The 26,613-nt window shown below is 54.6% G+C and carries 20 protein-coding genes and 3 pseudogenes (1 of these 23 running past the window's edge); 11 read left to right on the top strand and 12 right to left on the bottom strand.

Features of this window, described 5'->3' with window-relative positions; all coding sequences use genetic code 11:
- A protein-coding gene (locus tag CK910_RS06980) for an NnrS family protein (RefSeq protein ID WP_098981813.1) crosses the window boundary here: on the top strand, positions 1–1,084 show its 3' portion. 113 nt of this gene lie to the left of the window's left edge; only the last 1,084 of its 1,197 coding nucleotides appear in the window; the start codon falls outside the window, past its left edge; its stop codon occupies positions 1,082–1,084.
- A gap of 10 nt (positions 1,085–1,094) precedes the next feature.
- On the opposite strand, the gene CK910_RS06975 is transcribed toward CK910_RS06980, so the two are convergent.
- A complete protein-coding gene (locus tag CK910_RS06975; RefSeq protein WP_172955260.1) occupies positions 1,095–1,670 on the bottom strand; it encodes a helix-turn-helix domain-containing protein in 576 nt (191 codons plus the stop codon).
- 121 nt (positions 1,671–1,791) lie between these two features.
- Here CK910_RS06975 and CK910_RS06970 point away from each other — a divergent pair, with 121 nt between their 5' ends.
- Both CK910_RS06970 and CK910_RS06965 read left to right on the top strand, forming a co-directional pair.
- The gene (locus CK910_RS06970) at positions 1,792–2,943 is read left to right on the top strand and encodes a benzoate/H(+) symporter BenE family transporter (protein WP_098981811.1); all 1,152 of its coding nucleotides are present in this window, start codon (positions 1,792–1,794) and stop codon (positions 2,941–2,943) included.
- 149 nt (positions 2,944–3,092) lie between these two features.
- Complete coding sequence (locus tag CK910_RS06965) at positions 3,093–4,157, top strand: DUF3103 family protein (protein WP_065402590.1); 1,065 nt, start codon at positions 3,093–3,095, stop codon at positions 4,155–4,157.
- A gap of 67 nt (positions 4,158–4,224) precedes the next feature.
- Here CK910_RS06965 and metF read toward each other — a convergent pair whose 3' ends face one another.
- On the bottom strand, positions 4,225–5,121 hold the full coding sequence (gene metF, locus CK910_RS06960) for a methylenetetrahydrofolate reductase (RefSeq protein WP_021140731.1): 897 nt from the start codon (positions 5,119–5,121) through the stop codon (positions 4,225–4,227).
- Between the two features lie 328 nt (positions 5,122–5,449).
- On the opposite strand from metF, the gene CK910_RS06955 reads away from it, so the two are divergent.
- The gene (locus tag CK910_RS06955) at positions 5,450–6,250 is read left to right on the top strand and encodes a GNAT family N-acetyltransferase (RefSeq protein ID WP_098981808.1); all 801 of its coding nucleotides are present in this window, start codon (positions 5,450–5,452) and stop codon (positions 6,248–6,250) included.
- Positions 6,251–6,313: 63 nt separating this feature from the next.
- On the opposite strand, the gene CK910_RS06950 is transcribed toward CK910_RS06955, so the two are convergent.
- The 3 genes from CK910_RS06950 to CK910_RS06940 form a co-directional block, all read right to left on the bottom strand.
- Entirely contained in the window at positions 6,314–7,798 is a 1,485-nt protein-coding gene (locus CK910_RS06950) for an ABC transporter substrate-binding protein (RefSeq protein WP_098981805.1), read from the bottom strand.
- Positions 7,799–7,806: 8 nt separating this feature from the next.
- Positions 7,807–9,786: a methyl-accepting chemotaxis protein gene (locus tag CK910_RS06945; protein WP_043141408.1), complete on the bottom strand. Its 1,980-nt coding sequence runs from the start codon at positions 9,784–9,786 to the stop codon at positions 7,807–7,809.
- 219 nt (positions 9,787–10,005) lie between these two features.
- Entirely contained in the window at positions 10,006–10,617 is a 612-nt protein-coding gene (locus tag CK910_RS06940; RefSeq protein ID WP_042865943.1) for an OmpW family outer membrane protein, read from the bottom strand.
- Positions 10,618–10,941: 324 nt separating this feature from the next.
- Here CK910_RS06940 and CK910_RS24500 point away from each other — a divergent pair, with 324 nt between their 5' ends.
- Positions 10,942–11,067 (top strand): hypothetical protein, encoded by a 126-nt coding sequence (locus tag CK910_RS24500; protein WP_264303493.1) that lies wholly within the window; start codon positions 10,942–10,944, stop codon positions 11,065–11,067.
- Here CK910_RS24500 and CK910_RS06935 read toward each other — a convergent pair.
- The 3 genes and pseudogenes from CK910_RS06935 to CK910_RS06925 form a co-directional block, all read right to left on the bottom strand.
- Complete coding sequence (locus CK910_RS06935; protein WP_172955259.1) at positions 11,064–12,749, bottom strand: sensor domain-containing diguanylate cyclase; 1,686 nt, start codon at positions 12,747–12,749, stop codon at positions 11,064–11,066. The genes CK910_RS24500 and CK910_RS06935 overlap by 4 nt on opposite strands.
- 144 nt (positions 12,750–12,893) lie before the next feature.
- Positions 12,894–15,721: pseudogene (uvrA, locus tag CK910_RS06930) on the bottom strand (excinuclease ABC subunit UvrA).
- A 94-nt stretch (positions 15,722–15,815) separates the two neighbouring features.
- Positions 15,816–16,475 (bottom strand): LuxR C-terminal-related transcriptional regulator, encoded by a 660-nt coding sequence (locus CK910_RS06925; protein WP_098981803.1) that lies wholly within the window; start codon positions 16,473–16,475, stop codon positions 15,816–15,818.
- Between the two features lie 531 nt (positions 16,476–17,006).
- On the opposite strand from CK910_RS06925, the gene CK910_RS06920 reads away from it, so the two are divergent.
- The 5 genes from CK910_RS06920 (at position 17,007) to CK910_RS06900 (ending at position 22,961) form a co-directional block, all read left to right on the top strand.
- On the top strand, positions 17,007–17,585 hold the full coding sequence (locus tag CK910_RS06920; RefSeq protein ID WP_043556077.1) for a single-stranded DNA-binding protein: 579 nt from the start codon (positions 17,007–17,009) through the stop codon (positions 17,583–17,585).
- 161 nt (positions 17,586–17,746) lie between these two features.
- Positions 17,747–19,060 carry a site-specific integrase gene (locus tag CK910_RS06915; RefSeq protein WP_216640183.1) on the top strand — a complete coding sequence of 438 codons (1,314 nt, stop codon included), beginning with the start codon at positions 17,747–17,749 and terminating at the stop codon, positions 19,058–19,060.
- On the top strand, positions 19,060–20,628 hold the full coding sequence (locus CK910_RS06910) for a site-specific integrase (RefSeq protein ID WP_216640182.1): 1,569 nt from the start codon (positions 19,060–19,062) through the stop codon (positions 20,626–20,628). The genes CK910_RS06915 and CK910_RS06910 overlap by 1 nt, the downstream gene beginning before the upstream one ends.
- A gap of 3 nt (positions 20,629–20,631) precedes the next feature.
- Complete coding sequence (locus CK910_RS06905; protein WP_098981797.1) at positions 20,632–22,509, top strand: integrase; 1,878 nt, start codon at positions 20,632–20,634, stop codon at positions 22,507–22,509.
- Entirely contained in the window at positions 22,497–22,961 is a 465-nt protein-coding gene (locus tag CK910_RS06900; RefSeq protein ID WP_098981795.1) for a hypothetical protein, read from the top strand. Before CK910_RS06905 ends, CK910_RS06900 begins: the two co-directional genes overlap by 13 nt.
- 638 nt (positions 22,962–23,599) lie before the next feature.
- Here the strand turns inward: CK910_RS06900 and parS are convergent.
- From parS to CK910_RS24290, 3 genes and pseudogenes are all read right to left on the bottom strand, one after another.
- Positions 23,600–24,058, bottom strand: a complete 459-nt coding sequence (gene parS, locus CK910_RS06895; RefSeq protein WP_098981792.1) for a type II RES/Xre toxin-antitoxin system antitoxin — start codon at positions 24,056–24,058, stop codon at positions 23,600–23,602.
- A gap of 72 nt (positions 24,059–24,130) precedes the next feature.
- On the bottom strand, positions 24,131–24,424 hold the full coding sequence (locus tag CK910_RS06890; protein ID WP_098981790.1) for an addiction module antidote protein: 294 nt from the start codon (positions 24,422–24,424) through the stop codon (positions 24,131–24,133).
- A 63-nt stretch (positions 24,425–24,487) separates the two neighbouring features.
- A pseudogene (locus tag CK910_RS24290) lies at positions 24,488–24,916 on the bottom strand (DDE-type integrase/transposase/recombinase); the annotation flags it as partial.
- An 88-nt stretch (positions 24,917–25,004) separates the two neighbouring features.
- Between CK910_RS24290 and CK910_RS06885 the strand changes: the two are divergent.
- Positions 25,005–25,922 (top strand): IS5-like element ISAs15 family transposase, encoded by a 918-nt coding sequence (locus tag CK910_RS06885; RefSeq protein WP_098981788.1) that lies wholly within the window; start codon positions 25,005–25,007, stop codon positions 25,920–25,922.
- Between the two features lie 56 nt (positions 25,923–25,978).
- On the opposite strand, the pseudogene CK910_RS06880 reads toward CK910_RS06885, so the two are convergent.
- A pseudogene (locus CK910_RS06880) lies at positions 25,979–26,546 on the bottom strand (IS3 family transposase); the annotation flags it as partial.
- Positions 26,547–26,613: the final 67 nt, after the last annotated feature.

Here is a 26,613-nt window from a genome sequence, read left to right as displayed (position 1 = left end):
CTGGCTGGCACAGCTCAATGGCTGGATCCTGTTGTCAGGAGTCGGCAACCCCATCTGGTGGCATGCGCACGAGATGCTGTTTGGTTTCGGTGCGGCCATAGTAGCGGGCTTTCTGCTGACCGCCGTACAAAACTGGACGGCCCATCCCGGTGTCCGGGGCTGGCCGCTGGCACTGGTCGTGGGCCTGTGGGCCGTACCTAGGTGCTTGTTGCCCTGGCTGGGAGAAGGGAACCCGGTTCTGATGATGATGGATCTGATGTGGTTACCACTCTGCGCCTGGTTCCTGGCCAAGCCCATCATAATAACCCGCCAATGGCGCAACCTCTTCTTTGTCCCCCTGCTCGTGGTACTGACTCTGCTCAATGGCGCCAGCTGGTTGTGGCATGAGGAGTGGATCGTCATAGAGCATCTGCTGATCACGACAGTGCTGCTGTTCACGACTCTGATTGCCGTGATGGGAGGACGGGTCATCCCCTTCTTTACCGCCCGAGGCACCGGCCTGGAGAAAGCCGCCCCCCTGCCCTGGCTGGAGCGCACAGCACTCGCATCGCTGTGGCTTATCTTGCTGTGCTGGCTGTTGCTCCCCACCCAATGGACCACCAGCACTTATATGGTGCCTCTATATATAGTGGCGGCAGGTTTGCATCTGTGGCGACAACTGCGCTGGCGCCTGCCGACCACCCTTGCTCATCCCCTGCTGTGGTCACTGCATCTCGCCTATCTGTTTATTCCGCTCGGTCTGCTCGCTCTCGGAGCGCAGGCCGCCGGCCTGCCCATCACCTTGTCGACGGCCAGCCACCTGCTCAGCGCTGGCTGCATGGGCACCATGATCCTGGGGATGATAGCGCGCGTCTCCCTCGGCCATAGCGGCCGAGCCTTGCAGGTAGGGCGCCGGATAAGCTGTGCGTTCGCACTGGTCATAGCTGCAGCCGTGATCCGGGTTGTGATCCCGCTACTCTGGCCTGCCTATACCCTGCCCGGCTGGAACCTGAGTGGCCTGGCCTGGGTCGGCGCCTATGGGCTGTTCGTCTGGGTTTATGCCCCCATACTGACCAGTCCCAGGGCGGATGGCCGTCCGGGCTGATCATCCAGGCTTATTCTCGGGGCCTGGCCGCAGGATAGTGGATCAGGTTGTGAAAGATCGCAGGGGCTATTCCCAGATTACGATAACCATGGGGGCGGTCGGCGGCAAAGCGCACCGCCTCCCCTTGTGCCAGTGCACGCCACTCCCCTTCCACCAGCACCTCCATCAAACCACTGATGACGATGACGTGCTCGGTCACACCGGGCTCATGGGGTTCGGATTCGCGCTGATACCCGGGTAGCAGCGTCAACTCAAACAATTCAAAACCAAATCGCTTCTCATAAGGAAATAAGGGAGCGACCTGCATGCCCTCTCCCGCAGGCTGCTGGCGAATGGTGTCGGCGGTACGATAGAGCACCTCTCCCTGCGCTGCCGGGGTAGGCTCGATGAAACTGGAGAAGGAGACCCGAAAGCCGGTGGCAATCTTCCACAGGGTCGCCACGGTGGGACTGGACTCTCCCCGCTCAATCTGCCCCAGCATGGCCTTGCTTACCCCCGTCTCACGTGCCGCCACATCCAGGCTCCAGCCCAGTTCGCTGCGCAACCCCTTCAGACGTTGGGCCAGATGCTGATTCATCTCTTGCATGACTGCCTCTTTGTTGCGCTTGCATGAATCGCCTTGTGCGCTATAGCGCACAACGATATAGTCAGAGCACACATTGTACGTAATAACGCACAGCCCGTCACAACTCCACAAGGACGTCACTATGCCCTTCGCCCTTCCCCACCTGGTGGCAGGTTTCATCGCAGTGATGGTCGGCTACACCAGCTCCGTCATCCTGATCATTCAGGCTGCTACGGCGGCGGGTACCGATGCTGCCCAGCTTGCCTCCTGGCTATGGACGCTGGGTATAGGTATGGGAATAAGCTGCATTGGCCTCTCCTTTTATTACCGCATACCCGTACTGACCGCCTGGTCGACCCCGGGTGCCGCCCTGCTCATCACCAGCCTGGGCAACTTCACCCTGGACGAGGCCATAGGCGCCTTCGTTATCTCTTCCCTGCTGATCACCCTGTGCGGCATCAGCGGCTGGTTCGATCGCCTGATGCGGCACATCCCGGCTCCGCTGGCCGCCGCCATGCTGGCCGGGGTCTTGCTCAGATTCGGGCTGGATCTGTTCAAGGTCGCGCCACAAGATCCCTTGCTGCTTGGCACCCTGCTGCTGGCCTTCCTGCTGGGCCGTCATCTCTGGCCTCGCTACACCATGGTGCTGGTGCTGGCGATGGGAATAACCCTCTGTGCCCTGCGGGGGGATCTGCAACTCGACACGCTGCACTGGCAGCTCGCCAGCCCGGTCTGGACCTGGCCGAGCTTCTCCTTCAATGCCCTGTTCGGCATAGCCCTGCCACTGTTCATCGTCACCATGACCTCCCAGAACATGCCCGGCATTACCATATTGCGAGCTCACGGTTATCTACCGGCCACCTCATCCCTGATCACCTGGACCGGCCTGACCGGCCTGTTGCTGGCCCCCTTCGGCGGCTACGCCTTCAACCTGGCCGCCATTACGGCCGCCATCTGCATGGGCAAGGATGTGGATCCCGATGCCAGCCGTCGCTGGCCCGCCGCCATCTGGGCTGGCGGCTTCTATCTGCTGACCGGTTGCTTCGGGGCAAGCGTGGCCGCCCTGTTCACCGCCTTTCCTGCGACGCTGGTCACCTGCGTGGCCGGGTTGGCCCTGATCGGCACCATAGGCAGCAGCCTGCACACGGCATTGCAACAAGACGAGGCGCGCGAAGCCGCCCTGCTCACCTTCATCATCACGGCCTCCGGGATCAGCCTGCTGGGTGTCGGCGCCGCCTGCTGGGGGCTGCTCGTCGGTGTCATCCTGCATCAAGTCAACCAGCGGAGAAACTGACCTGACCATCTGGGGAGCCTCCCGTGAGACACAGCACATAATTCAGAAAAATTGGTTCACAGCTGAAACTAATTGCCATTAAGTGGTGCCGAGGCACTTCTTCTTCCCCGATGTGTGCCTCTGTCAGACTCATAAACTGGAGAATAATAATGAGGAATCAGGCTGTCATTTTGTTACTGGCACTGCTGGGCGCCACCACCGCCCACGCTGCCGACTCGGATCGGGAGCTGGCACGCCAGCTCGCGCTGCAGCAGAAAAACCTGCTGCCACTGCTGAGCAATCAGGAGTACCAGAGCCCGCTGCCCAACCTGCTGCAGAAAGCCAGTCCACGGCTGAAACGGCAGGCGAGCGATGCCAACCAGGCCGCCATCAGCCGGCAAGGGCTGGACGGCGAGGTCAAGCAGTTGATGCAACTGCGACTGGCCAACCCGGAGCAGGCCGCCGCACTGCAACAAGGGGTCGAACCCCTGGTTGCCTATGTACCGAGCGGAGATGAGAAGAGCTGGAGTGCTATTGAAGCTTTCGACAGCGCCGGCAACCCCGTCTATCTGGATGTGGACAAGGCACCGGCGCGACCGGTCCTGGTGGTGGAAGCAGACCCCGTCAAGGCCAAGAACGCCGGTCTGAAGGTGATGCGCAAGGCGCTGGCCGCAGCCGATCTGCAGGCTGCCCCGCGCACAGCCGCCAGCACGGCACCGCTCAAGACCAGCATCCTGAAGAAGATAAGACTGAAGGATGATCAGGAGCCCTGGCTGCTGGGTGCGGCCGAGGTGTATGCGGTGGTCGCCGGGGTCAATCCCAGCCGGGATGAGCCCGTGGTCGACATAGTCGACATGCCCTACCTCGACTATGACAACACCGACTACACCCCCAACCAGATCCTGGTGTACTGGGATCGCTACCGCTGGGGTGCCGTCGACATCGTCATGATGGAGCAGGACGACAACGTCAACTACAAGGAGCTGAGCGGCCTGTTCATCGATGCCCTCAAGCTCGCCTTTACCGCTGGCGGCGTGCCGGAGGCCCTGCCCTTCCTGGATCTCGGCGGTCGTATCGTCAAGGCGCTGCCCGACTCCTGGATGACCAACAACGATGACTATCTGGATACCTTCTACACCCTGGAGCAGGACCAGAGTTATCACCAGTATCCGGGTGCCGCCGGCAATGCGGTCATCGATCTCGAACCTAAAGAGATAGCCCCAACCCGGCCTTGATAAGCCGCCATGACAAACAAGCCAATGAGCGACTCATTGGCTTTTTTTGTGCCTGCGGCAACCTGTGTCAGGCTGGGTCCTTCGGTCTGACCCCCAGGGTATGGCAGATGGCATAGGTCAGCTCGGAGCGGTTCAGGGTATAGAAGTGGAAATCTTTCACCCCCTCCTGACTCAGCACGCGCACCTGATCGATGGCGATACTGGCGCCCACCAGGTTGCGGGTCATCTGATCGTTGTCCAGCCCCTCGAAACGCTGATGCATCCAGCGCGGGATCTTCACGTTGGTAAAACCGGCGAACTTGGCCAGAGTCTGATAGTTGGAGACCGGCAGTATCCCTGGCACGATTTCGGCGTCTATGCCGATGGCGGCGCAGCGATCCCGAAAGCGCAGGTAGGTCTCCACATCGAAGAAGAACTGAGTGATGGCACGGTTGGCACCGGCATCAATCTTGCGCTTGAGGTTGAGCAGGTCGGACTGCGCACTCCTGGCCTCGGGATGGCCCTCGGGATAGGCGGCCACCGAAATATCGAAGTCAGCTTCAGACTTGAGCAGGGCTACCAGATCGGTGGCATACATGTCCGGCTTGTCGAGTCCGGGCGGCAGGTCGCCGCGCAGGGCCACGATATGGCGGATGCCGCTGTTCCAGTAATCGCGGGCTATGGTGCGCAGCTCATCGCGGCTGGCATCGATACAGGTCAGGTGGGGCGCCGCGATCAGGCCGGTACGCTCCTTGATGTCCTTGATCACCTTGTGGGTGCGATCCCGGGTGCCGGAGTTGGCGCCATAGGTCACGGAGACGAACTTGGGTTCCAGCACTTTCAGCCGTTCGATGGACTGCCAGAGGGTGTTTTCCATCCCTTCACTGTTGGGTGGAAAAAACTCGAAACTAACCCCTATGTCACCGCTTAAATCGGCCAAACTCTGGTTGAGTGCCTCAACCTGACGTGCACTGTGAAATCCCATCTGCTCTCTCCCTGTCCCGCAACCCATTCCTCTACGTCAAAACGGATGTTTGGACGTCTAAACGTCTTCTATCTTTATGAGAAAACGGATCAAAGTCAACACTGATTTACGGATCTAGGCGAGAGGCTGGTGTTTATTTCGCAATTAACCTGAAGTAACGATTGGCACCCCATCCCAAAATCCGCGGAGTCGCGTTATGATGAACCCGGATCGTCCTGGACGTTCTGAATCTGCGTGTGATTGTTTGGCCGGAGGCTTCTCCGGCCCCTTTTTCAACCTATTCCCCTCCCTGCCGATAACCAATTGAGCCATTCGCAGGAGCCTCATCATGGATACCCACCCCGGCTTTGCCACCGACTTGCTGTTCGATCGCTATCAGGGCAACGTGGTAGATCATGAGCAATTCTGGGCCGTGCGCACTCCCGATGCTCCCGACTACTATTTTGGCAACTATCTGCTGCTCCCCACCCCGCCCAGCGATCGTGACAAGGGCTGGCTCGAGGCCAGCTTCGACAAGCTGATCGGGCAGGATCCCAGGGTACAACACCGCACCTTCCAATGGCCGCTGGCCGCTGGCCAGAACAGCCGGGTCGCCGGTTTCGTGGCGGCAGGCTATCAATACATGGAGTGCGTGGTGCTGGCGCTGGATGCCCTCAGCTGGCATCAAGCAACGGCTGGCGATCTGGCGACGGATGCCCGTCCCTTCGAGTCCGCCGACTGGGATGAGTGGCTGACGTTTGAGCTCAATGAACGCGACCCTGGCCACTCGGTGGAGAGCTATCTGCCCTATCTGCAGTCGCGCCGCCACCTGTACGAGGCCATGATCGCGGACGGACTCGGGCAGTGGTGGGGGATCTGGCGGGAAGATCAGCTGGTCGCCAGCTGCGGCCTCTTCTTCACCGACACCATGGGCCGCTTTCAGCTGGTGCGCACCCATCAGGACTGGCGCAACCGGGGGCTGTGCCGCCAGCTGCTGAGCCAGGTCGCCCGTCAGGGGCTGGATCGCGTCAGCCAGCTCATCATAGTGGCCGACGAGCACTACCACGCCCAACGGGTCTATCGCTCGCTTGGATTTGCTCCGGTAGCGCGCATCGGCAGCCTCTGCCGCTGGCCCCACGAGGCACAATAGCCCGGCTGCGGGCAGCAATGAAAACGGGAGGCTGATGCCTCCCGTTGTTTATGGTGTTGCCGGTTATTGCTGCGGCGTCTCCAGCTCGTTGGAGAGCGCCTGTTCCACCTCGGCCGATGGCACAGGTAATGGGGCCGCAGCAGCAGACGCTGGCGCAGCGGGTGTCACCGATGGCACGGGCGCGGCAGGAGCCGCTGTCACAGCCGGCGCCGCCGCGGATGGGGCGGCAACGGCGCCAGCCTCTGTGGTAGCGGGGGCTGCTGATACAGGGGGCGCAGCAATATCACATTGGCAATCCTGCCCCTTGGCCTTGTTGCCCTGATGAGCGGGATACCAGCCTTTCAGCCCCTGCTCCAGCCGGTCGGCCGCCGCCTTGGGCTCCATCTTGCCGAGCAGCACGGCCTGACTCACCTCAGCCAGTTCGTCGCCCAGTTTTGGCGTGCCACGGGAGAGGATCTGGGTCGCCACCCGTATGGTGGAGTCACACTGATCGCGCCACTCCATCATCTCCTTCGCCGCCGGATTGGTGACATCGAAGAAGTGGTTGGAGAGGGAGAAGAACCCCGGCAGCGAGTTGGTATAGAGCTCGGCAAACTGGGGGGTGGTCAGCCACTGCAGGAAGGCCATGGCAGCCTCCTTGTTCTTGCTGGCCGGGTTCAGCCCCATGCCGATGTCGGTGTGATCGGTAAAGAAGCAACCATCCCCCTGCTTCGCCACCGGTGGACGCATGACACCAAAGTCGACCTTGCCGGTGAAGGGGGCGATTTCCCAGGAGCCCGCCACATAGAAGGCGGCCTTGCCGGAGGTGAACAACTCATTGGTGGCGGCATAGTCCCGGCTCTCGCCTCCCTCACCCAGGTAGGGGCGCCAGCGGGCCAGCTCCTCGAACACCTTCACGTATTGCGGGTTGTCGAGTCGCTCCTGACCCCCGATCAGCGCCAGACGGCCGTCTTCCCCCTTCCAGTAGTTGGGACCTATGTTCTGAAAACCGAGTTCGGACGATACCCAGCTTTCGGAGCCACTCATGGCCAGCGGCACATAACGACCATCCGCCTTCACCTTGTCGAGCACGGCGAAGAAGGCATCGCGGGTTTGTGGCACTGTCAGGCCCAACTCACTGAATATCTTCTTGTTATAGAAAAAGCCGTGAATAACCGAGGCCATGGGCACGCAGAAAGTCTGGGCACCGGAGTCGGTTTGCCAGGGCGACTGGGCAAAACTCGGGAAGTTTTCCATCCCCGACATCTCGGTCAGCTCCGCCAGATGACCGGCCTTGAACAGAGCCAAAGAGTCGTCAAACGGACGGCAGGTGATGAGATCCCCCGCCTTGCCATCCTTCAGGCTGGCCCACAGGGTCGGCATGTAGTCGACGTTCTGCACACCGTTGAACTTCACCTGGATACCCGGGTGGGCCGCCTCGAAAGCGGGAATGATCTTCTGTTCCCACAAGGCCTTGTCATCGATCCGCCAGCTCTCTATCACCAGCTCGCTGGCCATCAGCTGACCACACAACAGGAGACTCAGGGCCCCAATCCACTTTTTAGACATAAGCCCTCCTAGACCTTGAAATGTGCGATCAATTGCTGCTGCTTGGCGACCAGATCCGCCAGCACTTCACTGCTGCTGGCCGACTCTCTCGCCTCCCGCTCGGTCTCGTAGGCCACGTCGGCAATGCCGGCGATATGGCGGGCAACGCCCTGACTGACCGAGATCTGCTCCTGGGCGGCATGGGCAACCTGATCCGCCATCGACTTGATGGAGGTCATCCGCTCGGCGATGGACTGCAATGCCAGATCCATCTCGCGGGTCTGCTCGACGCAGCTGTGGGTCTGCTCCTGACTGCGACCCATCACTTCCACCACCTGCTTGCTCGAGTTTTGCAGGTTCTCGATCATCGCCTGGATCTCTTCCGTCGAGGTCTGGGTGCGGTTGGCGAGCGCTCGCACCTCGTCGGCCACCACGGCGAAGCCACGACCGGCATCGCCGGCCCGGGCCGCTTCGATGGCGGCATTCAGGGCCAGCAAATTGGTCTGCTCGGCGATGCTGCGGATCACGTCCAGAATGCTGCCGATATTGTTGCTGAACTCGCCCAGCTTGTAGGTGATGCCGACGGCCTCTTCCATGGCGCCAGCCAGCTGCTCAGTGATGCGACGCGTGGTGGCCACCTTCTGGCGACCGCTGCGGGCCTCGTCATCGGCCAAATCCACTTCCCGCTTGGTGCCATCGGTGGAGCGGGCCACCTCGGTGGCACTGACCTCCAGCTCAGTGATGGCGGCGGCGACCTGATCGGTCTGGCTCTTCTGATCCTGCACCCGGGACATGGCGCGCTCGCTGATCTCGGCGGCGCGACTCGCCTCATCCACCAGATGGCGGGAGCCCGCGTTGATCTGGGAGAGCAGCTCCCCCGTCTTGCCGGCCAGAGTATCGATGGAGCGGGAGAGGGTGCCGAACTCGCAACTGCTGCGGTAGTTGATGCGGCGGGTCATGTCCCCGGCCGCCATGTAGTTCAGCTCCTTGTTGATCATCTGCAGCGGACGCTGAATGCTGCGCGCCGTGGTGTAGCCAATGATGAGCGCCGCCGCAGCCGAGATGGCGGCGACGATCAGGATCCAGAAGCTGGCACTGCTGACCGCATCATCCGCCGTGGTCCGGCTCTGACTGGCGATGGTCCCGGCCGACTGGCCCATCTCGTCGAGCAGGCTCAGGCTGTTGACCAGGCTGGCATCGAGCTGCTGATTCAAGGTTTGCAGCGATGACGCCAGTTGCTGGGCATTGCGCATGGTGGCAAGCAAGCCCTGCTGGCCGAGCGCCAGCTCCTGCATGCGGTCCAGGTTGGAGACGAAACGCTGCTTCACATCGTCGGGGACCAGCACCCGATCGAGACGCTTGCGGGCCATCTCGATATCCTTGCTGAGCACCTTTTCCAGCTCATTGAGATCTGTCTTGGCATCGGCCCGGCGAATGTTTTTCAGATCCCGCGCTATACCCGAGGTGATGAGCTCGGCCTTGTTGCGCATGGAGCGCTTGCTGGCGGTCTGCTGCAGCAGCAGATCAGCCGCCCATTGGTAGGTGTCTTCCAGCCGGATGAAGGCAATCTCCAGCTTGTGGCGTTGATCGAGGGCGTTGACCCATTGGCTGTGCTGGGAGAGCACCTGCTCCGCCAGCCCATAAAACTGTTTGGTGGCGCCATCCACCTGCTGGAAGCGACCATTGGCCTCCGCCACGCCGGTGAACTTGTCCATCTCCTGGCTCAGCTGGCTGAAACGGGCCTGCTGCTCCTTGAACTGGCTGGCGAGTTGCGGCAGCTGGCTCGCCTCCTCACTGGTCCGGTAGACCAGCACCCAGCGGTTGCTGTCTTGCAGAGCGCCTTTCAGGCCCGCCACCGCAATCACCAGCGGCGTCGCCCGGTCTGAGACCTGCGACAGGCCGTCGTTGATACCCCTGATCTTCAGGGTACTGATCACCCCAAGCAGGATCAACAGCAGCAGCATCAACACAAATCCGGCGATGATCCGCTGCACAATAGATAAACCCATGGAGACATCCTCACTCATTGGGGGAAGGTAACGTGAACATAGACACTATCGGCACAAGCGGCGAATTATAGAGGGGAGGGTGATGTTATTTTATTGATCTATATGGGGTTGGATCACAATTGGCAGGATCTGGCACAGGCATAAAAGGGCCCGGGCAATGCCGGGCCAAAGAGACGTGCTTAGCTGTACAGGCCGTGAGGAGGCCAACCTTGTGTCCTATCAGAAGCGATAGCCGACACCGAACATGAAGGCCATGGGATCGATGGAGGTCTTGATGGTGCCCACGGCAGTGTGCACATCGGTGTCGATATCCATGATCCAGGCGGAAGCGTTGACGAACCAGCGATCATTGATCGCCATGTCCAGACCGACCTGACCGGCCAGACCCCAGGAAGAGTCCACGCTGACATCTGTGCCTTCCAGTGCGCCACGGCCCTGCTCATCGAAGAAGGTGGTGTAGTTCACACCGGCACCTATGTAGGGGCGAACCTTGCTCTTGGCATCACCGAAATAGTACTGCGCCATCAGGGTCGGCGGCAGATGCTTGACCTTGGCGACCTCGCCCAGACCCGCAGTCGAGACGGAGTGGGAGAAAGGCGTGGCGGCCAGCAGCTCGACACCCCAGTTATCGGTGATCAGATAAGAGAGGGTCAGACCCAGCTGCATGTTGCTGTCAATTTCCAGCTCACCGGTACCCAGCACATCGTCACTGCTCGTTTGAGGGGAGACAAATGCCAGGCCACCGCGGACCAGAATATCGCCGGCCTGGTGGGCCATGGCGACGGGAGAGGCAAGTGCGGCTGCGATCATCAGCGGAAGGATCTTTTTCATCACATTTTTCCTTTTAGTTTTCGTTCTATGTTGCAAGCCTGAAAACTATAAAGGGATGTGAATGCAGAGTTATTGATTTAGCTCAAACGTTACCAATAAATAGATAGATGTGTACGGCAGCTTTCGGTCCCGCCTGCAAACCGCAAAAACAAAGAAAAATTACCTATATAACAATGAATTGGATAATATATAACTGATATAAAACCCACTAAGAGACAATTAAAATATATCTTATTGCGGGTTTAAACGGCGAGAAATGGTTGTCTCATCCTGGCAACAAGCGTATTTTTGCGGCCAATGTAGCGCAGCTGTAAGCGAAAGTTTATGAAAGAACAAACAAGACGGGAAAAGATCATCGCCATTCTGGCGGCCATATGGGGCATAGGATCCTTCCTGTTTATTTTATTGGGATTCATTCTCGGCATGGCGCTATTAATGCTGACCCGTTAAACCAGCTGGCCGACATGGGATGTCTGGCACGACAGCCACTCTCCCGCCACTATCTGCTCCGGGCTCAGCGCCCATTGCTCCCGGGCCAGCTCCCCACTGTAGCCCCGCCAGCGATCCCGCCCCTCCTGCTTGGCCCTGTATAACGCCATATCTGCCAGTTTGAAGCTGAGATTCCAGAACGAATCTTCCAGTTCCCGGTGCAGGGGGTAGCTGCAATATCCCAGCGACGCCGTCATCTTGAGCGGCACCTCCTCGCGCCCGAATCTGTACTCGGCAATCTTGCGGCGCAAACGCTCGACCCGACTCGCGACCTGTGTCGCCTCCTCGCACGTGAGCAGCAGCAGGAACTCCTCCCCACCCAGCCGGATCAGTGGCTCCTCCTCACCGAGGGCGGCGCGCAGCAGTTCGGCGAGCTGGCACAGCACCAGATCGCCGATATCGTGCCCGAAACGATCGTTGACCTGCTTGAAGTGATCCAGATCCAGGATCACCAGCATCCTGGCGGCGGTGACGTTATCCCGGCTCAGCAGCCACTCGTCGAGGTAGCGCCGGTTGAAGGCATGGGTCAGCGGATCCGTATAGGCGGCAGTCTCCATCTTGGAAGAGTGCGCCTGCAGGGCACTGTGGTGCAGACTGATCTTGGCCGCCATCTCCCGGAACTTGCGGCTGAGCAGGGCCATCTCCTGGCTGCTGTCGATGATCGGCAGCACGCTCACGTCCTGTTTCTCGCCAAATTTCTGCAGCGCCTTCACCAGCTCGCTGACCGGCCCCAGTACGATTGCCCGCAACCGCGCCAGCGCCATCAAGATGCAGGCCAGGCTGATCAGCAGCATGCCGACGAAGGTCCAGATCGCCCCCTCCATCGCCCCCTGCAACACATCACGATCGTCTTCCACTATCAGGGTCAGCACGGGGTCGCCATTGCTGTCGAGCAACAGCCCCTCCCCCCTGACCCGCTGCAGCCCCAGGTCCACCAGGCGATAGCTCATCTGTGGCTTGAGTGGCTTGAAGGAGAGGAAGTTATCGGAAGGCTTCGGCTGGGAGAGGGTCAAAGAGAGGGCGGTACGCTCGGCCAGATCATGCAGATAGCGAGCATCCAGCCAGCGAGTCACCAGCAGATAACCGTTGGGTGTGGCGTTTCCCAGGGTGTTGGTCACCGGCTGAAGCGAGTAGATGAGCGGCCCCCACTGGGATCCTCTCACCCCGCTCAGGCTGCGCATCCCCTCCTGACGGGATTCACGCAGCAACTGCAGCTTGAGGTCATCCAGGAAGAAGGGAAGCAGGGTCGTGTCCGTGCCTGGCGTCTCGGGCAGCAGGGTGCGGGTCCAGATCTCGGCCCCCTGCAAATCCATATAGCTCAATACGTTGAGTTCGAAATCCCGCATCGGGGTATCGACCAGCAGATTGGAACGAATATAGGCCTGATTGGGATGGGCCAGAAAGCGATAGCTCTCATCCCAGATGCCCCAATCCCGGGTGAAGGCATTGATGGCGTTGATGTCACCCTGTACCGCCTTGATCACCCGCTGCAGGTGATCCTTCATCCGCCGCTCCTCGACCCGCTGCGCCGCCGGCACCTGGGCCAGGGCGATCACTATGAGCAGCATCAGGATGGCGCCGGCCCAGACGGGAAACATGGAGTAGGCCAGCAAATGATCGATGGAGCGGGAAGGTTGAGCCATGAACGCCAATATCCTTTGGACGGCAAACAAGGGAGCGAAAACTGTCTTGCACCAAGTATGGAGTATCCGCCTCCTGGGGCGGCAACTGAATCACTTCCATAAAAAACAAGGGGCCCGGGGCCCCTTGTCTCATTGCTGCCGCGACTATCTTACCAACAGCGGGGCCAAGAAGCGCGCCGTATGAGAATCCTCACAGCGGCTGATCTGCTCCGGCGTGCCTGTCACCAGGATACGGCCGCCACCGGCACCGCCCTCGGGCCCCAGATCGACGATCCAGTCGGCGGTTTTGATGACGTCCAGGTTGTGCTCGATGATGACTATGGTGTTGCCCCGATCCCGCAACTGGTGCAGCACCTTGAGCAGTTGCTGTATGTCGTGGAAGTGCAGGCCAGTGGTCGGCTCATCCAGGATATAGAGGGTCTGGCCCGTGTCACGCTTGGAGAGCTCCCGCGCCAGCTTGACCCGCTGCGCCTCGCCGCCGGAGAGCGTAGTCGCCGACTGGCCGAGGCGGATGTAGGAGAGGCCCACATCCATCAGGGTTTGCAGTTTGCGCGCCACCGCCGGCACAGGGTCGAAGAAGGCTCTGGCATCTTCCACCGTCATGTCGAGAATCTCGTGGATGTTCTTGCCCTTGTACTTCACCTCCAGGGTCTCGCGGTTGTAGCGCTTGCCCTTGCAGACGTCGCACGGCACATAGACATCCGGCAGGAAGTGCATCTCCACCTTGATGACCCCATCCCCCTGACAGGCCTCGCAGCGCCCCCCTTGACGTTGAAGGAGAAACGACCCGGCTGGTAGCCCCGGGAGCGTGCCTCCTGGGTGCCGGAAAGCAGCTCGCGGATCGGGGTGAACAGGCCGGTATAGGTGGCCGGGTTGGATCTCGGGGTACGGCCGATAGGGCTCTGGTCTATGTCCACCACCTTGTCCAGGTGCTCCAGCCCCTCGACGCTGCGATAGGGGGCCGGGGTGGACTCGGTCGCCTTGTTGAGCTCCCGGTGGGCGATACGGAACAGGGTGTCATTGATCAGGGTCGACTTGCCGGAGCCGGAGACGCCGGTGACACAGGTCATCACCCCTATGGGCAGATCCAGGTTGACGCTGCGCAGGTTGTTGCCGCTCGCCCCCTTGAGTTTCAACCACTTGTCTGTGAGCGGAGTACGTACTTCAGGAATGGCGATCTGCTTGCGGCCGGAGAGGTAGTCGCCGGTCAGGGAGGCGGGATTGTCGATGATCTGCTGGGGCGTCCCCTGGGCCACTATGTTGCCACCGTGCACCCCGGCGCCCGGGCCTATGTCGAGCACGTGGTCGGCGAGGCGGATGGCATCCTCGTCGTGCTCCACCACTATCACAGTATTACCGAGGTCGCGCAGGTGGGTGAGGGTCTTGAGCAACCGCTCGTTGTCGCGCTGGTGCAGGCCTATGCTGGGCTCATCCAGTACATACATGACCCCCACCAGACCGGCGCCTATCTGGCTCGCGAGCCGGATGCGCTGGGCTTCCCCGCCGGAGAGGGTCTCGGCGCTGCGGGACAGGCTCAGGTAGTTGAGGCCGACGTTGACCAGGAAGCCGAGCCGCTCGATGATCTCTTTCAGGATCTTCTCGGCGATCTGGGCGCGCTGGCCGGTCAGGCTCAGCCCCTCGAAGAAGGCGAGTGCATCACCGATGGATTGCTCGGCGATGGCGGGCAGGTTGCGGTTATCCACGAACACGTGGCGCGCCTCTTCCCGCAGCCGGCTGCCACCGCAGCTGGTGCAGGACTTGTTGGCTATGTACTTGGAGAGCTCTTCGCGCACCGAGTTGGACTCTGTCTCCCGGTAGCGCCGCTCCATGTTGTGCAGGATCCCCTCGAACGGATGCTTGCGCACCACCACATCGCCGCGGTCGTTCATGTAGCGGAACTCGACCTCGGTACGCCCCGAGCCGCGCAGTATCACCTCCTGGGTCTTGAGCGGCAGATCCTCCCAGGCCGCCTCCAGATCGAACTGATAGTGATCGGAGAGGGACTTGAGCATCTGGAAGTAGTAGAAGCTGCGCTTGTCCCAACCACGGATGGCACCGTTGGCCAGGCTGATGGCCGGATCGCCTATCACCTTGGCCGGATCGAAATACTGCTGCACCCCGAGGCCGTCACAGGTGGGGCAGGCACCGGCCGGGTTGTTGAACGAGAAGATGCGCGGTTCCAGCTCCGACATGGAGTAGCCGCACTCGGGGCAGGCGAAGTTGGCGGAGAAGGTCATGGGGGCAACCCCCTCCTCCCCATCCATGGGCACCACCAATACGATGCCACCGGAGAGGGTCAGCGCCGTCTCGAACGATTCGGCCAGGCGCAGCGCCAGGTCATCGCGCACCTTGAAGCGGTCGACCACCACTTCGATGGTGTGTTTCTTGTGCAGCTCCAGGGTGGGGGGATCGGAGAGATCGCACACCTCGCCATCGATACGGGCACGGATATAACCCTGGGCCGCCAGGTTTTCCAGCAGCTTGCTGTGCTCCCCCTTACGATCCCGCACCACAGGGGCCAGCAGCATCAGTTTGCTGCCCTCTGGCTGGGCCAACACCTGATCCACCATCTGACTGATGGTCTGGGCGGCGAGCGGAATGGCGTGGGTCGGACAGCGGGGTTCACCTACCCGCGCAAACAGCAGGCGCAGATAGTCATAGATTTCGGTAATGGTGCCGACGGTCGAGCGCGGGTTGTGGGAGGTGGACTTCTGCTCGATGGAGATGGCAGGGGAAAGCCCCTCGATATGATCCACATCCGGCTTCTCCATCAGGGAGAGGAACTGGCGGGCATAGGCGGAGAGCGACTCCACATAGCGGCGCTGCCCCTCCGCATAGAGGGTATCGAACGCCAGGGAAGACTTGCCGGAACCGGAGAGACCTGTGACCACGATCAGCTTGTCGCGGGGCAGGATCAGATTGATGTTCTTGAGATTGTGGGTGCGGGCACCCCGAATCACGATTTTTTCCATCTTTTGCACGCTCGATACACAAACCAGAGCGAATCAGTATGGCATAGAGACTACTGGATGAATAGACAGGTTTTATCCATCATCCCCATCGATTTCAGAGATACTCCTTGGCCCAGCTCACCGCCTGCAACCGGTTCTTTACGTTCAACTTCTTGAACACGTTGTAGAGGTGGGACTTGATGGTGTGCTCGCTCACGAACAGGCTGTCGGCAATCTCGGTATTGGAGGCCCCCGTCATCAGATAACGGATGATCTCCTGTTCACGCACGGTCAGCAGCGTCTGGTTGCGCAGGTGATGCTCCCCTCCCTTACGGTAGTAGTTGACCAGATCGCACAGCAGGTGGCGCGGGATCCAGTACTCCCCCTGCAGCACCTTGCGAATGCCGAGCACCAGCCGATCCAGCGGATCCTGGCGGAAGAAGAGTCCGCTGGTGTGGGGCCACATCAGCAGCAACTCCCGATCCGTGCTGGTCGGAGCGTTGAGCAACACTGTGTTGGCCTCGCCGAAGCGGCTGGAGATCTCCCGTGGCCAACCCGACTGCTGGCTCGACTTGAGATAATCCAGATCGACCAGAAACAAGGGATGCGGCTCGAGCTCGTCCTGCTGCGGCAGGGTTTCCAGCATGCTCACCAGCAGTATGGGGAGCGCCAGCTGCTCGATCAGGTAGCTCTGAAAACTGACCGCCTGCACATTATTTTCGGTAACCAGTACGATGGGATATGGGGTGGTCATGAAGAGCACGTCCTTGAACATTCAGGCCATGGTTTTTTTTGGCAGCAGAGAGTACCAAGCCCCTCGATCGGTGCAGCATTAAAAAAGTATTAGACACAAGTGTGCCTCCTTTGAAACTCACCAATTTCCCAATCAATACAAATGACTAGCCATACCCCCCCATTTGGGTGGAATGCTGGCGCCACGGCTGACAAAGGGTGTCACATCGCGGCAAACCCGCATTCCTGCAGCGATCACGCCATGGGTACAGACACCCTGCCGTTCCTGCTCACTTGCTGGCCAAGGTCTGCCTCGTGTAAGTTAATCCTTCGGTCCAGGCCCTGGGTGAAGGCTGAACGGGCAGGAAGATGTGCGCTCGTTCGCGCCAACTGTTACTATTGCGGGCAAAATCTGAAAGCGGGGCTTTGGCCAGCAGGCCGACTGAACCGGGTGCAGTCATCACTTGAGTGACGGTATCGTCCAGCGATGCTGCCTATCTGACAGAAAACAAACGATATGTTGAATTGGTCCGGGCATATGGCCTGGCCGGTATATAAGGGTGGAAGAGAGATTATGGCCAGTCGAGGCATCAATAAAGTCATTCTGATCGGTAACCTGGGACAAGACCCGGAAGTGCGCTACATGCCGAGTGGCGGTGCCGTGACCAACATCACCCTGGCCACCTCTGAAACCTGGCGCGACAAGCAGACCGGCGAGCAGAAAGAGCGTACCGAGTGGCACCGCGTGGTGTTCATGGGCAAGCTGGCCGAAGTGGCTGGCGAGTACCTGAAGAAGGGCTCCCAGGTCTATGTCGAAGGGAAACTGCAGACCCGCAAGTGGCAGGATCAGAGCGGCCAGGAGCGCTACACCACCGAAGTGCTGGTAGACAGCTTCAGCGGCGTGATGCAGATGCTGGGTGGCCGTCCGCAAGGTGGCGCAGGTCAGAGCATGGGCGGTCAGCCCCAAGGCAACTGGGGTCAGCCACAACAAGCTGCCCAGCAGCCAATGAACCAGGCTCGTCCTGCCGCCGCGCCGCAGCAGAATATGCAGCCGCCGCAAGGTGGATACGGCCGTCCGGCCCAGCAGCCCCAGTCTGCACCACCGGTATACAACGAGCCGCCGATGGATTTCGACGACGACATCCCGTTCTGACTCATGTAAAAGTTAAAGTGTAAGAAAAAACACTTTAAATAGTCAAAATTGACCGTAACCCAGCAGAAATGCTGGGTTTTTTATTTTTACAAATTTATTGCCAATCGGATTTATACAGGTGTAAGTTATTGTATAGATAAAGTGTAAAAATAAGGTTGGCTATGTATAAACTGGAGATGTTGGTTTTTGAGAATGGTGAGCGATATCCGATTCTGATGGGTAGTGATGGTATGCCCCATTTTCTTGCCACACTCTGGGTCACAACTAAGCTACGCAGCAGCATGAGCGTGAATACGATGTCGAATCAACTTCGCACATTGAAGTGGTTTTTACAGTGGGAGAAAAGGGGAAATCGAGAGCTATTTTCAGAGTTTCAGAAAAGTCAGTTTTTGAGCCCAATAGACATTGATAATGTCAAAGATCATCTTAGCCTTGATATCTCCCATATAAAGGGCCTATCTAAGAAAAAGCATAGAAATAAAGTCGTTGATATAAATATAACTCCACAGCTAATCCAGGTGACACCATCAGTTGCACGTAATAACATTTATAATAGACTAACCGTTGTTGCGGAATATTTGAAATTTATTGCAACAGTAGCAGTTCAACACAATGTCAATGAATTATTAATCACTGAAATTAACCGAATGTTTCAGCGTATTATGGCTGTGCGTCCTAGAGGTAAAGGAAAAAAAATCATCAGCAAAATTGATGATAAAAATATACCTGATGGTTTGATTTCAGACTTCATGTCTGTAGCACATTATGACCATCCAAAGAACCCTTTTAAAAATATTTCCACTAGAAAACGAAATCATCTTATGTTTGTTCTTTTAAATGAACTTGGAATACGCAGAGGTGAATTATTATCGCTCTCAATGGGTGAGAATTTGGATATTTCAGGCCCCAATAAATATATTATTATAAGACGGCTTCATGATGACAAGCATGATCCTCGTAAGTGGCAACCTGTTGCAAAAACAAGAGAAAGAAAGTTACAGCTAACAAATGATACGGCTGCGCTTATAGATGATTATATCATCAATGTGCGAGGAAAGACTCCCAATAGGGGAAAGCATCCCTATCTATTTATTACTCATAGAAAGGGCCCAACACAAGGCCATCCAATAAGTATTAGCACCTTTGACACTGTCATTGTACCCGCGATGAAAGCAGTTGATGAACGCTTTAAAGCTATTCATCCACATTATTTTAGGCATAACTGGAATCTATGTTTTTCTCGTCTTCTCGATGAGAATAATGAGCTAGCTAAAGACCCGAAAAATAATCGCACAAGGATTGAGCCAGGCGATGAAGCAAAGAAGCGTATGCATCAAATGGGGCACTCTTCCGAAAGCGCTGCTGGGCCATATATGGAACGGCATATCCAAGAAAAAGCTAATAAACTTATCTTAGCAGAGCAAGAAAAAATCCAGCGTATGTTGGCAGCATCACAAAATAATAAGGAAGATTAATGAGCAGCATAACGGCTATTGCACAAGAGATTCATTCTGTTCATCTTGCTCCAGCAGAACGTATCTCCAAAGATGGCTACAGTTTCAATATTCAATCCAATCATTGGCGCCTAAATAAAGATAGAAGTATTAAATTTACCAAAGACGTATTGTCTATAGAAACAAAGTTACTAGATGGACTCAGAAAAACTTTGTCTATTTATGCTGAAGAGCAATCAGCAGCGCATGCATCCAACATGTATCTGTTGTTTCAGCGATTATTGAAGGACACCAAGTTCGAAGTCTTGGATGAACATGTAATTCTAAATTGGCGTAGTATGCTAAATAAGGACAATGAGTATCTCTTAGGTTCACTGCGTGGCTTCCTTATTAGCTGGAATGAGTATGGATATTATGGCGTCACCACAGATATGGTTAGATTGCTAGAAAAACTAACTATTTCTGGAAACAAAAAGGGAGTTGCAGTAGCAAACCGCTGTCCCTATTCAGGAGCATTCACAGACAATGAAATACTTGCTCTGAATAGCGAGCTGATCCGCCTATTCAAGGAGGATAGCATATCTTTTGCCTGCTACACCTACGTGAGTCTGTTACAGGCGACAGCTAGGCGCCCCATACAGTTACGACAATTGAAGTCAATTGATCTACAAAAAACTTACAACCCTAAAAACAATTTTTTCAATTTCTACCTCAATATACCAAGAGCAAAGCAACGTGGAATAGGGTTCCGTGAGGAATTTAAAAAACTATCAATCACGGAAGAGTTATACCTCACTATTCTTAACTTAATTGAGCAGGAGACGAGAAAATTTAGCGTCATATTTAATACTGAGCTAACAGCTGAACAAAAGTCTCAGATACCTATATTTATCGACTGGGCCGTAGTTGAGAGGTTGTCTATCCAGAGAACCTCTCTGGACAACACCTTACTAGACTCAGACATATTACATTTGTCAACATCGTTTATTCGAAATAACATCCTTAAAGGCTTTCAAGTTAAACAAAAAGCCATCTCCGAAAGGACTGGTGATTATATACATATCACTGCACGGCGTTTTCGTCACACACGAGGTACGAATCTTGGTCGCAAAGGCCTGGGGCCATTAATCATTGCTGAAGCACTAGATCACAACGATACGCAAAACGTGATGGTCTACACGGAGAACACCGCAGATACTGCAACCTATATTGATAAGGCGATTGGCAAGCAATTAGCTCCTTTTGCCAATGCATTTCTTGGAAGAATTATTGAACAACTAGACGAAGGTGAACGAGGTTCCGATCTAACTGCCCGTATTCCCAATAAAGAAAATGAAGTTGTTGGTGCATGCGGAACTAATGATTACTGCGTGAAAGGCTATGAAAGCTGTTATACCTGTGTGAAATTTAGACCGCTATTAGATGCACCACATGAGAAGTTTTTGGCTTCCCTTTATGCAGAAAAAGAAATAAGGCTGAAAACAACAAAAAGCGAAGAATATGCATCAACCAAAGATAGACTTATTTTAGCTGTAGAGTGGGTTGTTCAAAAATGTGTTGAAATAAAAAATGATAGAATTGAGGGATAATCAATGAACGATACGGTTTTTTATTTCAAACCAGTCGCAGAAGTTGCTGCAGAGAAAAACCTATTTAATTTTATTCAAGATTGCAAATCCAAGCTCACTGTTTTTGGACAGAACTGCTGGGATGAAAATAAATGGACTACCTACATTGGAACTCGTCGCGTCACAGCTCGCTTCTCCACAAATATGAAGCCATCAGACAGCTATAACTACTCCCCACTAGAGCATCCATTTATTGATTTTGCAAAAGCATATATCCGCTATATCTATTCCTTGAATCCTGTTACCAATCTGCAGCGACATTTTGAAGCTATAAGAGTGCTAGAGGAAGCTCTGCTTTTATCAAAGGGCATTGCTGACATTCTATTACTTGATGGTATAGTTTTAGAGTATCTAGATGATAGTTTTAAACAACGAGTAATGGATTCTGCCGGTCGAAACAAGGCAGGATATCAAATGGAGTTACTGTTTAATTTTTGCCGTGATAATTTTATTACACCTCACCTTCCCCAGTGGTCAAATCCATACACAAAAACAAAAGACCTTACTATTAGCCTTGACGAGACAGGCAAGGAGCATCGCTCAAAAAAGTTACCTTCTGACGAAGATATGCTTCTAATCGCCCAGCTCTTTCATGATGCACCAAGTTTAGGTATAGAAGCCGAATACTTTAGTGCTGTAATGACGCTTCTCATGCTTGCCCCCTCACGGTGCTCTGAGCTATTTACCTTATCTACCGACTGTATCATATGGGAAGAAGATCGAGCCGGTGATAAAAAACTTGGCATTCGTTGGGTTCCCGCCAAAGGCGGTAAGGAAGGTATCAAATGGGTGCCAACTGTCATGCAAGATGTAGCATTGGAAGCTATTTCTCGTTTAAAAAAAATTGGTGAGCCGGCTCGACACATAGCAAGACAAGCAGAAAATAATGATCATGTATTTACAGCCACAGAGTATGTAAATAATTTTAATTACTGGCCACATGTTGATAGTGCAAAGAGAACAAAGGTCTCGCAAGCGTTATTACTCTTTAGAAAGTATGAATTTCATAAAGACTTCAAGGTTGTTGGTGATTCATTTATTATGCCAACCGTAAATTTAATTAATGATCGATTTATACAGAAAGACACTCGCAGCGGGTTATCACTTTGGAGCAAATACAATATTGTAAAATCTGATCGCACTCCAATTCAAGTACCATCGCATAATGCCAGACATTGGTTAAGCACTAAAGCCGAGCGTGGTGGTATGGATGAGCAAACGCTGGCTAACTGGGCCGGAAGAGCGAGAATAGCTGACAATATAAGCTACGACCACCGTACAGAGGAAGAGAAAGCAAACTCGATTGTTTCAAGCCTTTTCCCTGAAAAATACTCGGTATTAGATAAAATTAAACAAAACCTACCAATTAGCTATGAAGATATAGGGAAGGATCTAATTGGCACAGCTATTGTTACAGAGTTAGGTGTTTGTGAGCATGATTTTGCAATGATGCCATGCCAGCTAAATGGAGATTGTGAAATATGTAAAGAACTCGTCTGCATAAAAGGATTTAGCAACTCATTGAAGCTATTGAAAACACGTGAAACGCAAGTTTCCGAGCAGCTAGATAAGGCATTTAAAAATCATCAAATGGGTACTTTTGGTGCAGATCGTTGGGTCAGTTCACATGGATGGCGACTCGCTCATATTAGAACAAAAATCCGACTACTGGAGGATGCTAGTATCCCTGATGGGACACCAGTCCGTATTCCGGATGAGTATGATCCATCTCCAGCTAAGCAGATTCTTTTGGATAAAGGTTTGAGCACAGAGATCCAAACACCGGAGTCTATTGAGGCTAAGATGGCCGAAATGATGAGGATGCTGGCATGCCTAAGATAGTGATTACTACTGATAATCTCTCTTATATATTGAGCATTATTAATACATGGGAAGGGAAGTTGACATGGGATCTTCTCTGCCAGAAAGTCACAAACAAGCTAAATATAGCAGGAGGAGTTCAACGTCAGTCTCTATCTAGTTATAAGCAAATTCAAGAGGCATATACGAAAAGAAAACAAACTCTGAGAGAAGGTCTACCACTACCAATTGAGCATGAGGATGTTGATGCCACTATTAAATATCTAAGTCAACGCATTGTCATGCTCGAAATTGAACGAGATCAACTGAAAAGTCTGAATGAATCGTATAAGCAGAGATTCATCAAGTGGCAATATAATGCCTACAGGCATGGTATACGTATGACATCTATTGACAATGACCCTATTGATATATCTGATCTCAAAAAACTACGAGATATACTCGAAAAACCGCTTACAGGGGTTAAACGATAGTAAGAGGGTAGCGAATTGGAAAGACAGCAAAAGAGCCCGACATAAAGTATGTATGGGGAAACAGCTAAAGATCCCCGGTCTTCTGGCTCGTGAACTTTAGCCATTTCCCATACTCCCCTTTGTCAAGGGCAGTAAAACAGCTCAATACGCCCCCATATGAGTCAGATATGAGGCCTGGTATGGGAAACAGCTAAAGATCCTCGGTCTGCTGGCTCGTGAACTTTAGCCATTTCCCATACTCCCCTTTGCCAAGGGCAGTAAAACAGCTCAATACGCCCCCATATGAGTCAGATATGAGGCCTGGTATGGGAAACAGCTAAAGATCCTCGGTCTGCTGGCTCGCGAACTTTAGCTATTTCCCATACTCCCCTTTGTCAGGGACAGCAAAACAGCTCAATATGCACCCATATGAGTCAGAAATGAGGTCTGGTATGGGAAACAGCTAAAGATCTCCCGGTCTGCTGGCTCGCGAACTTTAGCCATTTCCCATACCCCATTGCTGAGGGCATAAAAACGGCCCTATACGCCACCCTCAATTCGAGTCAGGCATGAGGCCCTGCATGGGAAACAGCTAAAGATCCTCCGTCTACTGGCTCCCGAACTGGGGGAAATATGGGAATTTACACATCCCGACTGCATCAGGAGATAACCCCATGCTCAATTTGGCCAATCAGATCGATGACAGCCTCAACGCCTGTCGGAGTGCTCAACATCTGTAAAGGACGTTCACCACCCAAGGCTCTGGCAGGTGATTGTAGCCACTGAATAACTGCCGATACATCTCCATTAAAGAGCTGTATGGCGGTATCCAACACTTTCACGAACATATAAAATTTTCCGCTATGCTCCACCGAGAAGACTTTTTTGTCATCTTTAATCTTCCTATGATAGGTAGCACGACTGATACCTACCCATTGGCAAATGGTCATCTCATCAATTTTTATCTCTGAGGAAAGTCTCGCCACGATGTCAGAAGAGAATCCAGCCAGGATCCTCATGTGTGCATCGACAGGTTGCGTAGGCAGCGACAAGGTGGCCAGAAGGCTGACTGACATTCTGACAGGAGCCTTTGGTTTATACACGGTTCCTATATTCATATAAGCCTCAATTTAAAATATCTATGACCGATGAAGATAAATCACCTAGCCTAGCTATAGGCTCTATTCAAGTTAAGCTTTTTTAAAACTTATCCGGTACCCCAAAGCATTAGCTAATTTCATTATTGTAGAGAATCTTGGACTCCCATGCCCTGACAAAGCCTTGCATACTCTACTTCTACTCATTTTAGTGTCCTTAGCAAGTTGGCTGATATTTCGAGCTCGGGCAATATTCCCGAGGGCAACAACAATCATTGAAGGTGTACCATCTTCTAATACTGCTGCAAGATAGGCTTCTATATCTTGCTCATCGCACAAGTACCTCGCCGCGTCATAGCTGCTGTAAGTGATATCTTTATCTATCATTATTAACGCCTCCACACTGAATCATCCCAAGTTTTTCTAGATGCTCTATTGCTAAAGATTGAACTACTTTTCAAACTCTACCGGTGATAGTCCATCATTGGAACCATGCCGTCCAATCAGGTTGTAAATATCTAGATACAATCAGATACGTCGAGTGAACCTCGTCTCTTGTGCGTCAGTCCTGTGCTTGATCCACTCCAAAAACTCTCAGCAGCGGTGTTGTCATGGCATTTTCCACGTAGGCTCATACCGTAACGCAGGTTATGAACCGTCAGGAACACCACCAGTGAACTGGCTACCATTATCCGAATGTACCAAACATCTGTTCCACTGGTTGACGGCACCAGGCTGCAACCCACAGTGCATCAATCGCTAGGTCTGTCGTCATAAACTATTTCATAGCCCAGCAGACGACCTGCCGTGAGAACAATCGAGTACCACCGCTAGGTACAGCCACCCTTCTTGAGTGCGGATGTAAGTAGTGTCAGTCACGGCGTTGTTTCCCAAATCAGAGTGGCCTGAATTGAACTTATGGTGGAGACGCTGATCTGATCACCAAATCCCTCTTCAAATCAGCATCATGGGCAAGTCGCTTCACGCCATATCCAACTGGTCACAGTACAACCGTTCCCTGGTCAAACGCGGCTCGCTAACGTTCTGGGTTGATGAGAATGTCGTTCATAACTGGTTCCATCAAGAACATCATGGCCGACGTGGACGAAGCGCCCTCTACACCGACCAGACCATCTGTACCTTTCTCATGCTCAAAGGCATTTTCAACCTCTCCCTGCGGGCGACACAGGGCCTGCTCGACTCACTGTTCGAGCTGATGAATGTGCCGTTGTGTGCCCCCGACTACAGCTGTGTCAGCAAGCGCGCCAGTACTGTGAAGGTGGCATACCGCCAGCCATCCAAGGGCAAGGTTACCGATTTGGTTATCGATTCCACCGGCTTGAAAGTGTTTGGCGAGGGCGAATGGAAGGTCAGAAAGCATGGCTATGACAAGCGCCGGGTCTGGCGCAAATTGCATCTGGCGGTGGACCCGGCGACCCACGACATCGTGGCAGCCGAGGCCTCGTTGGAAAATGTTCATGATGCCGAGGTGTTGCCGACCCTGTTCAATCCGCTACGCCGAGCACTTGGGACCGTGTATGCCGATGGCGCATATGACACCAAGGCCTGCCATGAACTGATAAAGCGCAAAGGAGCCAAGGCCTGTATTCCGCCGCGCAAGAATGCCGGTTTATGGGAAAAGGGGCATCCACGCAATGAAGCTGTTCTGGTGATGCGCAAGGAGGGGCTGACTCACTGGAAGCAGCAGTCCGGGTATCATCGGCGCTCATTGGCCGAGACGGCGATGTATAGGTTCAAACAATTGATGACGGGAAAAATCAGTCTACGTAACTACAACGGACAAGTGGGAGAGGTCATGGCCTACGTGTGTGCGATGAACAAGCTGAATGCCCTTGGTCTGCCGGTTAGAGAGCCCCAAGTGTAGCTATCACCTGGGGCTGGGGAAGTTGTGGCCTAATGGCTGATTTGGGCAACAACGCCGTCAGTCACCCAGGAGATATTCGGGACTGGGGTCTTAAACTGACGAGCCAGCATGTTCGGAGCAGCCTGCGGGACCTTGCCACCATAGTACTCCTTACGGCGCGGATAGCCCGCTAACGCAACCCCTCCCGCTTTATTAACCTGGCCACACGGTGTTACCGCAGGCTTCCCCCATCGCAATGGATCTTGCGGTAACCGTAGACAGCGCCACTTTCGCCATGACTGCTTAACCAACCCGGTCAGCCGCTCATCCTCCTGCTGCCGTCACGATACGGGCTGTTACAGCCACGCGTAAAGCCACTTCGGTGAACGCCCAGAGCCAGGCACAAGGTAACGACGCGGTACCGGGCGAGTCGGGAGGTTATCAACGCGTACCTTTCCTTGCTCGCTGGCAAAGTACGCGGATTCTTTAGAATATTGCGATCCTCGGTGACTTGGCACAGTCAGGTTTTCAAGCGGCGTATCTAGGCTTGCAAAGCAGACTCTTCGTGCTGCGGCTTAGGTGGCTTACCGTACTGCTTGAGCTAGGCATATTGCTGTGGCTGGATACCCTGAGGGCTTGTGCAAGGGGTCAGTTTGGATATCGAAAATGATTGTACGCACACCATTTTTTAACTAGCTTATGAAGCTTTGTT

Origin of the sequence: Aeromonas sp. CA23 (genome assembly GCF_002587065.1) — a bacterium.
In the GTDB taxonomy this organism is placed as follows: domain Bacteria; phylum Pseudomonadota; class Gammaproteobacteria; order Enterobacterales; family Aeromonadaceae; genus Aeromonas; species Aeromonas bestiarum.
This window is presented reverse-complemented; position numbering and strand designations above follow the sequence as displayed.